Source organism: Pandoraea sp. PE-S2T-3, from assembly GCF_002179965.1.
Lineage (GTDB): Bacteria > Pseudomonadota > Gammaproteobacteria > Burkholderiales > Burkholderiaceae > Pandoraea.
This window is the reverse complement of record NZ_NGUQ01000011.1, coordinates 149,505-164,079: the sequence shown is the minus strand read 5'-3', so window position 1 is coordinate 164,079 and position 14,575 is coordinate 149,505. Positions and strand designations below refer to the sequence as shown.

The window sequence follows — 14,575 nt, the reverse complement described above, 5'->3', positions numbered from 1 at the left end:
GTCACTCGCACGCAGCGCCGGGGAGCCCATTGTGGAACCGGAGATTTGCGCCCGGTAACTGTCAACGTTGACAGTTGGCGCGCGTGAGGCCGGCGTGGCTTGATGGGACACCGGATTGCCGGCCGCGCCACCGCTCGTGTGGCATTCCCCCGGTTTCACGATCATGCGGAGACGACCATGCTCACGAACGACGCCCTGTCCGCCCTTCAGGCGAATTCATCAGCCAGTGCGGGGGGCAGTGCGACGGGCTCCCGTGGCGTGCTCGCGTCGGTGACGCGCGACCCGACCTACGAGGCGCTGGTCGACTTCGATCCGCCACAGATACCGGCAGCACAGGCCTACGACGGCATCGGTGCGCGCGACGTCAACAAACCGGATGGCAAGATCAAAGTGATCGTGCCGCCGAGCATCTTGTGGGATCTCGGCGATTCGGTCGCGCTGTACTGGGGCGATGATCGCGTGGCCGTTGCACACCACGTGCTCGGTGCCGGTGACCTCGGCCTGCCGCTGACGCTGGAAGTCGACGTGCTCATCGTGCAGCGCGTCTACGACGCCTCGGGGCTGCAAGTCAGTCCCGTCGACGTCTGGTACGTGTTCACGACCGGCAATACGGGCGATGAACAGTCGTCCGTGGCAACGACCATCATCGTCAAGCTCACGCTGCCCGGTGGCCCCGATCCCGATCCTATCGGCACGCCGTGGACCAACGACAATCTGGCGCCGGCCGACATTCCCGACGGCATCATCGGTGGGCCGGATGCCGACAACGGCGTGCCCGTCACCGTGCCACCGTGGCTCAACATGGCCGAGGGCGACGTCCTGCGCATTCGCTGGGGCACGCAGTCTGTGTTCCATGCACCGCTCACCGCCAGCGAAGTCGGCTTTCCCGTTACGGTCATGATCGGCAAAGCGACGATCATCGATGCGGGCGACAGCGACACGTTGATGGTCACCTACGACATCGACGATATCGTGCGCGAGTGGTCGCTCAATTCTCTGCCCGTCTTTGCGAAAGTCGAAGCGGGCGACGCGATCCTCTCGCCGCCGACGGTACTCGAAGCCCAAGGCGGCGATCTCGATTACGACGCGCTGGGGGGCGACGACGCCACGATCGTCATCGCGTTTCAGGACCCGCCCATGGTGGTGGGTGGCACCTTGCATATCGTCTTCGACGGGCTGGCGTCGGACGGCCATACGCTGCGTCACGAATTCGACGTGGCCATCGTGTCGCAAGCCCCCGTCATCGGTGCGGACCTGCCCAACGATGTGATCGGTGAAGTCACGCCGGGGACAGCGTCGCTGTACTACATCGTGCGCGACGGCACGGGAGACACGGGGCGCTCGCAGCGCACCTCGTTACGCATTCTCGGCGAGCGCGTGTCGTTGCCCGCGCCAGTCGTGCCGGAAGCCGTGGGCGACGAACTCGATCCGGCGGACGCTACGGCAGGGGCGACCGTCGTTGTTGCGGCGTGGGCGGGCATGGCCGTCGGCGACGTGTTGACGTTGCGCTGGGAAGGCACCAAGGCGAGTGGCTTGCCGATGGTGCACACGGAAGACAAGACAGTGGCGGCCGCGGGGGCATCCGTGAGTTTTCTGGTGCCGCCCGATTACGTGGCGGGTCTCGCGGGCGGGGCGGTGGACGTGTTCTACATCGTCAAACCGGCGGACAGCGATGCTTCGACGCGCGAGTCAGACCATCTCGCGTTGCGAGTGACCGGCGAATCGGCCCTGCCGGCCCCGCAGGTGGTGGGCATGGTGGGTGGAGAACTGAATCCGCCGGACGATCCGGCGGCGACCGTGGACGTCATCATCCCCGTCTGGGAGTTGATGAGTGTGGGCGACGTGCTCGAAGCGTTCTGGGATGGCCAGTCGCCGGAAGGCTCGACCAGCGGCGAGGTCACGATGACCGCGGCCGATCTGGCCAAGCCATACGTCTTCACCGTGCCGCGCAGAGTGATCGATGTGAACGCCGCAGGACAAGGGGCGGTGGACGCGTGGTATCGCGTGACGCGCGCCGGGCAGAGCACCCCTCAAACGTCTGCCATCACGCGCTTTCGTGTGGTGGCACCGTCACTCGATCTGTTGCCGCCGCCGAAAGTCGACGAGGCCGTGGGCAATATCCTCGACCCGGCGCCGCTGCCTGCCGCTGGCGCGACGATACGTGTCGCGCCGTATGCGGGGATGATCGCAGGCGACTACGTCACGCTTCGATTCGGTCCCGGCACCGGCGGCGGCGAGCACATCGATGTGCTCGACGTCACCGAGAACATGGTGGGACGCGACATGACCCTGCGTGTGCCCAAGACGAAGGTGCAATTTCATCTGGGCAGCACGGTTATCGTCAACTACACCGTGCACCGGCTGGACGGCAGCGAACAGGATTCGGAAAACCTCGTACTCACCGTGCGCAGCGAGACGAAGTGGCCGGCACCGGATGTCGACGAAGCCGACGGCGATTACCTCGATCCGCCACTGGCGGAGTTCGGTGTTGCGACACGGGTATTCGGTTACACCGACATGCAACGCAACGATCGCATCGTGCTGCACTGGGGTAACCCGGGCGATACCGGCTATTACACCGACAGCATCACGGTGAGCACCGAGCGTGACTATCAGTTCCGGTTGTTGCCCGACGACGTCACGCCGTGGGTCGGCCGTACCGTGCCGATCTGGTACGAGATCGAGCGCGGCGCGCAGCACTTTACGTCGGAGACGTTTTCGCTGCGGGTCGGCACGGCACAGCAGGAATTGCTCGATGCGCCCGATGTCGTCGAGGCCGAGGGCGGCATTCTCGATCCGTCGGACCTGACCACCTCGGCCACGGCGCGTATTCCGGTGTACGACGGCATGCGCAGCGGCGACTACGTTCACATGACGTGGGGCGGCGGCCCGGGCAGTGGCGGGCTGGAGTGGTTCATCGACGTGACGCAGGGCATGGTCGGTAACCCGATCACGCGTCCGATCCCGCTGGCGAACATCACGCCGTTCGACGGCAAGGATGTCACGCTCGTGTACACGGTCGACAGCGGCACGCCGCCTGAGCGCCAGTCTGAGGAATACACCGTGCGTGTGCAGCGCGGGACGATGGATCTGCCTGCACCCGAAGTGCCCGCCTTGCGTGACGACGGTGTGCTCGATCCACGCGACGTTGCGCAGGGGGCCGAGGTGCGCGTGCTGCACATGGATGGCATGCAGCAGGGCGACACCATTCGCCTGCACTGGGATAGCACGATAGACGGGGGCAGCGACGAACAAGACAAGATCGTCGGCAGCACGACGGATCCGATTACGTTCATGGTAGCGACCGACAAGGTGCTGGCCGGTGTGGATGGTGGCGTAGCGGCGTGGTACGAACTCCTGCGGGGCGGCTCGGTGATCGGCACGAGCGACAAGCTCGATTTCACCATCAAGCTGTCGGCGCTGCCGTTGCCGCTGATCGATCAGGCCGACGGCGACACGCTGGACCCGGATGACGTGCCGGCCGGCGGCGTCACAGTCACGCTCGACGCGGCCGCGTTCTTCAAACAGGGCGACCGCATCGCGCTGGCATGGGACGGTGCACCGGGCAACGGCAGCGCTCAGTATTCGCACACCGTGACGGCGGGCGAAGCGGGCAACAGCGTCAAGATTGCTGTGCCCAAGGCCATTGTCGAAGCGAACAACGGCGGCACGATTGCGCTGAGCTATTCGGTCACCCGCGCGGCAGGCGGGCCCGTAGAGACTTCCGGACGCAAGATTTACGACGTGCGGCGCGAAATCGGCAGCGGCGATCTGCTCGTCATGGGCGCCCGCTACAACGGCTCGGTCTATCGCGCGTCGAGCGCGGCGCAATACCTGCGGGCGCTCAATCGCACGTCTCGTGCCGATCTGGTCGCGGAGTGGCGTTACGACGACGAGGTGACATGGACGACCGGCGTGACGTTCAAGGACACGCGTCCGTGGCGGTCACTGCTGGTGCGATCGGCCACCAATCAAGTCACCATCAACGCGGCCAACATCATCGGCACGGGGGGCGACAGCGTCACGGTGCAGGGCAATGCGGCGCTCGTCGCGTATCTCACCCGAAAGAACGTGATCGGCTGGGGCAACGCGGCCTATGGCGCGAATGTGCCGCCCACCATCATCACTTACACCGACGTCGTCGAGGTGTCATCGACGCGCTCGGCTTATGCCCTCAGGCGAGTCAATGGACAGGTCGCGGTCTGGGGCAATACGGCCGAAGGCGGGGCGATTCCCGGGGGCGGCGCTGACATCGTCAACGCGGTGCGTATTCACGGTAACGGCACGGCATTCGCCGCAGTGCGCGGCAGCGGGTACCTGAGCGCCTGGGGGACGGCCGCGGCCGGCGGTCAGTTGACGGCCGAAGCGCAAGGCCTCACTGACGTGGCGTTCGTGGCGACGACGGGGACGGCGTTCTGTGCGCTGCGCCGTAACGGGCAACTCGTCGGTTGGGGCACCACCGCCAGTGGAGGGACGGTGCCGCCCGAAATCAAGGCACTGACCGACATTCACGACGTGCGCGGCAACTTCACGGCGTTCTGCGCGTTGCGCGCGACCGGGGCAGTGGTGGCGTGGGGCGTACCGGCTGACGGCGGCGCCGTACCACAGGCCATTGCGGTGCGCACCGACATCATCGAACTCGCCAGCGCGTCGTCGCGAGCGCTCGCGGTTCGTACCGGCAACGGGCAGGTGCTGACTTGGGGGCAAGCCGGTTACGGCGGCGCAGTACCTGCCGAGATCGGCGCGCTGACCGATATCGAAGAGGTGACGGCCACATGGGGCGCGTTCTGCGCACGGCGCGGCAATGGTGCCGTCGTCGCGTGGGGCGACGCGACACGCGGCGGTGCGGTGCCGACGGAAATCGCCGTACTCACGGACATCGTGCAGGTTGCCGGATCGAGCGGTGCCTTCGCGGCATTGCGTCGCAACGGCACCGTGGTGACGTGGGGGCTGGCTGCGGTCGGTGGCAATTCCTCCGCGGTGGCCGGTCTGCTCGTCAACATCCGCGCGGTGTATGCCAATACCGATGCCTTCGTTGCCATCGAGGACGTTGGTGGCGCGGTCACCTGGGGCGTGCCCACGGGCGGTGGCAACAGCGACGCGGTCAGATCGATTCTGGATACCAACCTGTTCTATCAGGCGCTCGCCGGTGGTGCGTCAAAGCATGCACGGGCGACGCAGAAGGGAAGACCCGTCGCGGCAGCACCGGTGCCGGTCAAGTGAGGCCGCCCGATGCGGGGCAATGGCGGCACTGTGCGCGCCGGTCGTTTCAGGCTGGCCGGCAACGCGCCGTCGTCGAGACGCCCGGCAGCGATGTCTGGTGCCAGATTGCCATGGCCAGCGCCCGGCGTGGCCGCAACGGTCGACGGTTGTCCCGGCGCCGCGCCGAGTGAGGGCGGCGTACGCCTGCGCCCGGGGCTCACTGTCAACGTTGACAGTTGGCGCGCGTAAGGTCGGCGTGGCCTGATGAACCATCGAATTGCCGATCGCGCCACCGAGTGAAGGGCGCTGCTTCGGCCTCACCTTCTCGTGGAGAAGATCATGCGCAGCAACGACCCCCTGTTCGCTTTTCAACGCAATTCGTCGGCACGCATGGGGGGCGGCGCAGCGAGCGCCCGACACCTGCTCGCGCCTGTTACGCGCGACGACACCGTCAGGCATGGCCGAAACGTCGCCAATCTGGAGCCGCCGCAGGTGCCGGCGGCGACGGTCTACGGCGGTATCGGTTATCGCGATGTGCGCGATGCCAACGGTCAGATTTTTGTCGTGATCAAACCCAACAGCCTGTTCAAGGTGGGCGACACCCTCACCCTGTATTGGGGGGACGCGACCCGGCCCGTTGCGCAGCACACGCTCGTGGCCGGTGAGAACTTCTTTCCCGTGACGATGCAGGTGAATGTGGCCGACGTGTTGAGCACCGGGGATGGCGTCGTGGACGTGTGGTTCGATCTGCTGTCGAACGACACGGGCGACACGACCACCGGCGCGCCGCTGGCGGTGATCGTCAAGACCACGCTGCCGGGCGGCCCCGACCCCGACCCCGTCACGTCGCCTTGGGTCAACGAGAACCTCGCGCCGCCCACGATTCCGCCGGGCATCATCGGCCAACCCGAGGCGACCGATGGCGTACCCGTGACCGTACCGGCATGGATCAACATGGCGCCGGGCGATGTGCTGTGCATTCGCTGGGGAACGCAGTCGGTCTACTGGCCGGCGCTCACCGCCGCCGAAGTGGGCCGCCCGGTTGTCGTCGTCATCGACTATCAGACGATCATCGACGCGGGCGACAGCCCCAGCCTCGTCGTGACCTACGACATCGACGACATCGTGCGCGAGTGGTCGCTCAACTCGCTGCCGGCTTTTGCCGAAGTGGAAGCGGGCGATGCCACGCTCGACCCGCCCGTGGTACTTCAGGCGCCTGCGGGAGAACTCGATCACGATGCCCTCGGCGGTGACGATGCCGACATCGTCATCACGTTTCAAGACCCGGAAATGGCCGTGGGCGACACCTTGCATATCGTCTTCGAAGGCTTGTCTTCGGAGGGGCGCGAGGTACACCACGAATTCGACGTGCCGATCGCGTCGGACACGCCTTTCGTCACCGCGAAGCTGCCCAATGACGTGATCGGCGACGCCGCGCCGGGCTCGGCGTCGCTGTACTACATCGTGCGCGATGGCAATGGGGATAAAGGTCGTTCGCAACGCAATTCGATGACGATTCTCGGGCAACCCGCACGGTTGCCTGCACCGATTGTCACGCAGGCAAACGGCAATGACCTCGATCCGGCCGATACCGTGACGGGGGCCAATGTCGTCATTGCCGCATGGCCCGAGATGGCCGCGCAGGACGCGGTGACGTTGCGATGGGAGGGCGTCAAAGCCAGCGGTGCGCCGTGGGTGCATATCGAAGAGAAGATCATCGCTGCCGCCAGTGTCGGACAGCCGGTGAATTTTCTGGTGCCACCTGCCTATGTGGCCGATCTCGCCGGCGGCAGTGTCACGGTGTACTACATCGTCGACCCGGCCGCGCCAGAGGTGTTGCCGCGCGAGTCGGCGCGCGTGACGTTGCGCGTGCTTGGCGAATCGGCACTGCCCGCACCGGATGTCGAGGGCGTGGCCAATGGCGAACTCAATCCTCCGGCGGATCCGGTCGAGGGTGTCGAAGTGATCATCCCCGTGTGGGAATTGATGAGTGCCGGCGACGTGCTTGAAGCGTTCTGGGAAGGGCAGTCGCCGGGCGGAACCGTCACCGGCACACATACGTTGGCCGCCGCCGACTTGAATCAGCCGTACGTTTTCCTTGTGCCGCGCGAATTTGTCGATGCCAATGCGGCAGGACGCGACTTCGTCGACGTGTGGTATCGGGTTACGCGTAACGGCCAGACAACTTCGCAGACGTCCGCCATCACCCGCTTTCGTGTGTTGGCGCAGGCCCCTGATCTGTTGCCGCCACCGGAAGTCGACGAGGCCGAGGGCGATGTTCTCGACCCCGTCCCGCTGCCTGCCGCCGGCGCGACCGTGCGGGTGGTGCCGTACGCCGGCATGACCGCCGGCGACGCCATCACGATTCGCTTCGGCGCAGGGTCCGGCGGCGGTGAGCACACCGATACGTTCGACGTGTCCCAGAACATGGTGGGGCAGGACGTCACGATGCGCGTGCCGAAAACCAAAGTCGAGTTTCATCTGGGCAGCACGGTCATCGTCAATTACACCGTGCATCGGCTCGATGGCCGCGAGGAGGATTCGGAGAATCGTGAGCTGCAAGTGCGCAGCGAACTCAAATGGCCTGCCCCGGTGGTGGATGAGGCCGAGGGCGATTATCTGGACCCGGAACTGGCTGTCTTCGGTGTGACCACACGCGTGCGCGGCTACGCCGGCATGCTGCGCGACGATCGTGTCGTGCTGCACTGGGGTAACCCGGGGGATGACGGGTATTACGTCGACAGCATTACGCTGAGCACGGCGCGTGACTATCAGTTTCAGTTGCTTGCCGCAGACGTTGCGCCGTGGATTGGCCGTACGGTGCCGATTCACTACGAAGTCGAACGCGGGGCGCAGCGGTTTGTCTCGGAGACGTTGCTGCTGCGAATCGGCACGGGGTCGTCGACCGACCTGATCGCACCCGAGGTGCTTGAAGCCGAGGCCGGTGTGCTCGACCTGTCGACACTGACCACGCACGCGACGGCAAGTATTCCGGTGTATGACGGCATGCGCAGCGGCGACTACATTCACATGACGTGGGGCGGCGGTCCGGGCAGTGGCGGCACGGAATGGTTTATCGATGTGACGGGGAATCAGGTCGGCAAACCGATCACCCGCAATATCCCGATGGACAATCTCACGTCGTTCGATGGCAAGGATGTCGTGCTCGCCTACACCGTCGATAACGGCACCCCGCCCGTACTCGCGTCAGAGGAATACACCGTGCGCGTCGAGCGTGGCGCCCCTTCGGTGTGGGCACCGCCCCGGGTGCCGGAGGTCGTCGACGGCATTCTCGACCCGCGCGATGTGGTGCAGGGCGCAGAGGTTGTGGTGGACTTCGTCGAAGGCATGCGTCAAGGCGATACGGTCCGCATGCACTGGGATTGCACGATCGCGGCGGGCAGCGACACGCAGGACAAGATCGTCGGCAGCTCGCAGACACCCATCGCGTTTCTGGTCGATCGCGCCAAAGTGCTGGCCGGTGTGAACGGCAGCATCGAGGCGTGGTACGAGGTCATTCGCGCGGGCAATGTCCTGGCTACCAGCGAAACGTTCGGGTTCGCCATCAAGCTGTCTGAATTGCCACTCCCCGTGATCGATCAGGCGGATGGCAAGACGCTCGACCCCGACGATGTCCCGGCAAGTGGTGCGACGATCACGCTCGATGCGACGGCCCTGTTTCAGCAGGGCGATCGGATGGTGTTGTCGTGGGAGGGCGTGCCGGGCAGTGGTTCTGGCGAGTACTCGCATACGGTGTCGGCGGGGGAAGCCGGCGGCGCGATCAAGATCACCGTGCCGAAGGCGCTCGTCGAAGCGAACAACGGTGTCACCGTTGTGCTGCGTTACACCGTCACGCGTGCGGCGGGTGGGGCGGTCGAGACCTCCGGCGAAAACATCTACGACGTGCGGCGCGAGCTGGGCAGCGGCGAGTTGCTGGTGATGGGGGCTCGCTATTGCGGCAGCGCGTTTCGCTCGTTCGGCATGCCGCAGTATCTCCACGCACTCCATCGCACGACAACCGCCGACCTGCTGGCGGAGTGGCGCTATGAAGACGATGTCGCATGGGGGACCGGCGTGACGTTCAAGGACACACGCCCATGGATGCCGCTTCGCGTTCGCTCGGCGACCCATCAGGTCACCATCAACCCGGTCAACATCGTCGGTTCGGGCGCGCAGGCGACGGTCGCGGGGGGCTCCGGCGCTTTTGTTGCCCGCCTCGTGCGCAGGAACGTGATCGGTTGGGGTTTCACAACCTACGGCGGCACCGTTCCCGCCGGCATCATCGACTATGCCGACGTGGTGGAAGTCTCGTCGACCACGGCGGCCTATGTGGTCAGGCGTGCCAGCGGGCGCGTCGCCGCGTGGGGCAATACCACCTTAGGTGGCGCGATTCCCGGTGATGGTGCGAATCTGACCGACGTGGTGAGAGTTCATCCCAATGCGGCAGCATTCACCGCCGTGCGCGGGGCGGGTTATTTGACCGCGTGGGGCGCCGCAACACTGGGAGGTGCACTTTCCGATGAGGCGCAGGGGCTGACGGACGTGACTTCCGTCGCCGGGACGGCGTATGCGTTTTGCGCGTTGCGGCGCAGTGGACAAGTCGTAGCGTGGGGTAACACGACCTATGGCGGAAACGTGCCGGACGCCATCAAGGGGCTGACGGATGTGTACGACGTGCGCGCCAATTGCTATGCGTTCTGCGGGTTGCGTGAGAACGGCACGGTGGTGGCGTGGGGAGACGCGGGGAGCGGCGCAGGCGTGCCCGACGGCATTGCAGCGCGCACCGACATCGTCGAGTTGTCGAGTGCGACGATCGGCGCCTTTGCCGTGCGCACACGAACCGATCAGGTACTCGCATGGGGGGTGGGGTCTTACGGCGGTACTGTGCCGCCGGCGATTGCTTCGTTGACGGACATTGCCGAGGTCACCGCCACTTGGTATGCCTTCTGCGCGGTGAGGGGAAATGGGGCAGTCGTGGCGTGGGGCCATGAATCGTATGGCGGCGCTGTTCCTGTGGAAATCGCCCGGCTTGGCGACATCGTGCAGGTTGCCAGCTCCAGTGGCGCGTTCGCCGCGTTGCGCCGCAACGGCACCGTGGTCGCGTGGGGCATTCCAACGTCGGGCGGCGACACGTCTTCAGTGGCCGACGATCTGGTCAATATTCGCGCGGTGTACGGCAACAACGACGCCTTCGTCGCGATCAAGGCATCGGGGGGCGCCGTCACGTGGGGCCTGGCTGCCGCCGGTGGCAACAGCGACGCCGTCAAAGCGCTTCTCGACACCGACCTCTTCTACGAGTCATCGGCGGGCGGCACCCAGCGCAAGCCGAAGACGCCACACGCCGACCTGTCAACGCTGACAGTTGTTGCGCCATGAGGCCGCGTGGCTAGATGGTATTGCCGCCGTCGCGCGCCTGCGCACGGCGATCCGGGCGCGAGGCGTCCGATGCTCACCGGTGTGGAGATTCTTATGTCCAAGCTAGATGCAACCCTCGAACGGCCGGCCACGGCCATGCAACGCTCGGGACCCAAAATGTCCGGCCGAAGCGCCGCAGTTTCCTCGTCCGGTCTGCTGGCCGACGTCGATGCGCCCGTGTGTGAGCAAGCGGTAAATGGCGCGCTCGATCCCGACGATTTGACCGTGCAGGGCGCGAGTTTCATCGTCAAGGCATATACCGGCATGGCCGTCGGTGACTACCTCCTGCTGCGCTTCGACGTTGGCGGCCCGAACGAGGTGACGGTCGATTTCGACGTCACGACCAACTTCGTGGGGCAGGACGTCACGATCCGGATTCCCAAGAACAAGATCCTGCCCGCGCTCGATACCGAGGTCGATGTCGACTACGTGGTCGAACGTGCTGCGGGGGGCGACAACCTCGAATCCGACATCCTGTCGTTGTACATCGGCGTGCGTGACGATGCCGGGCTGACGGCGCCGTCGGTCGATGAGGCCGATGGCGATCATCTCGATCCCGAGTACATCGAGTACGGCATACGCGTGCGTATTCCCGTGTACGACGGCATGGCGATCGGCGACGAGATCGTGCTGCACTGGGCCGCACTCGACGACGCCGGGTACTACACCGACAGAATCACCGTGCGGGCCGTACGCGAAGTCACGTTTCCGATTCTCACGGAGAACCTTGCGCCGTTTCTCGACAAACGGGTGCCGGTGAGCTACGAGGTGTTGCGCGATGGCGCGGTCTATCCGTCCGACGTTTTCGACCTCCGCATCGGTGAGGTGGCAGACGAGGGTTTGCTCGCGATTCCCGCAGTCGTCGAGGCCACCGGCAACGTACTCAATCCCGATCTGGTGACGGGCGGGGCGACGGCGCACATCGGTCCCTATGAGGGGAATCAGGCCGGTGATTACGTGCATGTCGTGTGGGGCGGTGGTCCGCCGACGGGCTTCGAGAGCTACATCGACATCACGGAGCGATATCTGACCGAGCCGTATCCGGTGCGTATTCCCTTCGACAAGATTTCACCGTTCATCGATCGGTCGGTGGCGCTGTACTACGAGAAAGAGTTGCCCGACGGCACGTGGCAGCTGTCGCAAACGCTGACGCTCGACGTCAAGCGCGAGACGGTGCAGGCGGGCCCGCCTGCCGTACCGCTATCGAGCGACGGGAAGCTCGATCCGCGCGACATCGATCCCGCTTACGGGGCGGAAGTCGCGGTGCCGCCGTACACCGGCATGCGTCAGGGCGACACCGTCGTCATGATCTGGAAGGGAGAGGACGGTGGTGACTTCGAGAGCCCGCCGTACATCGTGAAGTCGACCGACGTCGGCAATGCGGTGAGCTTCTACGTGCCGTATCTGAGTGTCATGGCGAGTCTCGACAAGGGCGTGGACGTGCACTACGAAGTCACGCGGGCCGGTACCGTCATCATCGTGAGTACGGCACTGGAATTGTCGATACGGCAGTCCGACCCGCCGGCAGCGATCCTGCTCGAAGCGGTCGGCGACAGCGTCAACCCCGACGATTGTCTCGACGGTGCGCATGTGCAGTTGCCTGCCGGCGCCAAGTTCCGCGCGGGCGACAAGGTGTCGTTCCGATGGCATGGCCTGTCGGGGGCCGGTACGTTCACCAAGACGATCACCGTGGCAGACGCCGAGGCGGGCGGCCCCTTGGAAGTCGTCGTGCCACACGCCACGGTAGCCGCCAACGTCAATGGCACCGTGTCGCTGGAATACACCATTTCTCGCGCCAACGGTGCCGAGGACGAGACGGCGCCGCCGGCCATCTTCGATGTGGTCGCGGTACCGGGCAGCGGCGAGTTGCTCGTGCTCGGTGCGCGTGGCAGCGACAACGTTTGCTTCGGCTTCTGCAAGCCCCAACACGTGAGTGCGTTTCAGAAATCGTCGCGGCAGAGCCTGAATGCGCAATGGCGCTACGACGATGAAGTCGACTGGACACTCGCCCACAGCTTCCGGGACGTGCGGCCATGGATGCCCCTTCGCGTGCGCTCGGCGGACGACACCTTGACGCTCAATCCGGCCAACATCACAGGTTCCGGTGTGCAAGAGAGCGCCCTCGGCTACGCGGCATTCGTCGCGCACCTGAACAAAGGCAACGTTGTGGGTTGGGGATCGGCCGCTCACGGGGCCACGGTGCCGTCGACCATCGTTACGTATGACGACGTGATTGAAACCAGTTCGACCGAGGGCGCGTTTGCCGTGCGTCGCAGTAATGGCCGGATCGCCGTGTGGGGCAACACCGCGCAGGGCGGCGCTTTACCCGCCGACTTCACCGTCACCGATGCGGTCCGGATCGTGGGCAACACCAACGCGTTCGCGCTCTTGCGGGCGAACGGTCAGGTGAAAGCATGGGGGCGGGGAAACACCGGGGTCACGATTCCGCCGGAAATCGAAGCACTGACGAACATCATCTCGTTACACGCAGCAGGCACCGCCTTTGCAGCAAGGCTGGCAAGCGGCGCAGCGGTCGCGTGGGGCGTCGTCGCCTCCGGCGGAAGTATGCCGGCGGAAATCGGTGCGCTTACCGATATCGTGGACATACGCGGCTGCCGTGGTGGATTCTCGGCCTTGCGCGCCAACAAGCACGTCGTCGCATGGGGGAGTACACCTTACGGCGGTGTGGTGCCCGGTGCCATCGCGGCCCGCTCGGACATCATGGAGCTTGCCAGTGCCACGATATACGCCTTTGCGGTTCGCACCGAAAGCCATGAGGTGCTTGCGTGGGGGGATGCCGACTTCGGCGGCACGGTGCCCGCAGACATTGCCACGCTCAGCGATGTCGAGGAAGTGGTTGCCACGCAGAGCGCCTTCTGCGCACGCCGTGCCAACGGTGCCGTCGTCGCTTGGGGGAACGCGGCGCAGGGTGGCACCGTGCCGCAGGAGGTGGCCGTGCTCAATAACGTTGTGCAGGTTGCCCGTACCTGGGGTGCTTTCGCAGCCTTGTGTTCCGACGGCACGGTGGTGGCGTGGGGAATGCCGGCGATAGGGGGCAGTACCGCGACCGTGGCACCGCAGTTGGTGAACGTGCGCGCCATCTACAGCAACACAGAAGCCTTCGCCGCGGTACTGGAGGACGGTGGTGTCGTGACATGGGGTGTTGCCGCAGCGGGTGGCGACAGCACGGCGGTCAAGCCGATTCTGGATTCGGGCCTGACGTATGAGGCGACGTCTGCCGTGCGCGGCCGCGCGCTGACGGCGCTGGCACTTCAGATGCGATGAGGTGAATCACGGCCCGGGGGCGTCTGCGCCCGGGCATTGCCGGACATTACCGGAGCATGACCATGTATCTGGACAAAGACACCAGCGGCAAGCGCAACAGCGCCGCGTCGCTCGAAGCACCCTCGGTCGAAGAGGCCGACGGCGGCTCACTCGACCCCGATTCGCCGTCGGCCACCGTCGTCGTGCCGTTATACCAAGGCAAGGCCGTCGGCGACACCGTCACGATGCACTGGGAAGGCGAGACCGGGGCAGGGTCGACCAGCGACAGCATTCAGGTCACGGCGTCAAACCTGCCGCGCGTCATTCGCTTCTACGTGTCGGCCCAGTACATCGCGGCCAACGACGGCAAGACAGTTGCGGTGTCCTACACCGTCGTGAGTGTGGCGGGCGGCACCGAGTCCTCCGACGCACTCACGCTTGCCGTGGGCGACGCGTCCCCTGAGCCCGGGCTCGTTGCGCCGCCGGAGATCGAGGGCGTCGTCAACGGCGTATTGAATCTGGAAGACGTACCGGCAGGGGGGGCGAAGGCCAGCGTCGCGCCCTACGGCGGCATGGCGCGTTACGACGTGGTGTTCATCAGCATCAACGACGGCGAGTGGGAAGACGCGAAGTCGATTTCGTCCGACGCCGAGGTGGGCCAGCCCGTGACGTTCACCATTGCCCGCGAGGTGTT

4 protein-coding genes are annotated in these 14,575 nt (G+C 65.4%); 3 read left to right on the top strand and 1 reads right to left on the bottom strand.

Features of this window, described 5'->3' with window-relative positions; all coding sequences use genetic code 11:
• The first annotated feature begins 177 nt into the window (after positions 1-177).
• The 3 genes from CDV46_RS08070 to CDV46_RS08060 all read left to right on the top strand — a co-directional run bounded on the left by CDV46_RS08070 (position 178) and on the right by CDV46_RS08060 (position 13,902).
• Positions 178-5,223 (top strand): RCC1 domain-containing protein, encoded by a 5,046-nt coding sequence (locus tag CDV46_RS08070; protein WP_087722265.1) that lies wholly within the window; start codon positions 178-180, stop codon positions 5,221-5,223.
• Positions 5,224-5,541: 318 nt separating this feature from the next.
• Positions 5,542-10,578, top strand: coding sequence for an RCC1 domain-containing protein (locus tag CDV46_RS08065; RefSeq protein ID WP_087722264.1), 5,037 nt, complete (start codon positions 5,542-5,544; stop codon positions 10,576-10,578).
• 93 nt (positions 10,579-10,671) lie between these two features.
• Complete coding sequence (locus CDV46_RS08060) at positions 10,672-13,902, top strand: hypothetical protein (protein WP_087722263.1); 3,231 nt, start codon at positions 10,672-10,674, stop codon at positions 13,900-13,902.
• A 46-nt stretch (positions 13,903-13,948) separates the two neighbouring features.
• Here CDV46_RS08060 and CDV46_RS27380 read toward each other — a convergent pair whose 3' ends face one another.
• Complete coding sequence (locus CDV46_RS27380; RefSeq protein WP_254915965.1) at positions 13,949-14,173, bottom strand: hypothetical protein; 225 nt, start codon at positions 14,171-14,173, stop codon at positions 13,949-13,951.
• Between the last annotated feature and the right edge of the window lie 402 nt (positions 14,174-14,575).

Coding starts and splice junctions, on each gene's coding strand:
- CDV46_RS08070 (WP_087722265.1), top strand. CDS start 178: ATGCTCACGAACGACGCCCTGTCCGCCCTTCAGGCGAATTCATCAGCC.
- CDV46_RS08065 (WP_087722264.1), top strand. CDS start 5,542: ATGCGCAGCAACGACCCCCTGTTCGCTTTTCAACGCAATTCGTCGGCA.
- CDV46_RS08060 (WP_087722263.1), top strand. CDS start 10,672: ATGTCCAAGCTAGATGCAACCCTCGAACGGCCGGCCACGGCCATGCAA.
- CDV46_RS27380 (WP_254915965.1), bottom strand. CDS start 14,173: ATGCTGTCGCTGGTCGACCCTGCCCCGGTCTCGCCTTCCCAGTGCATC.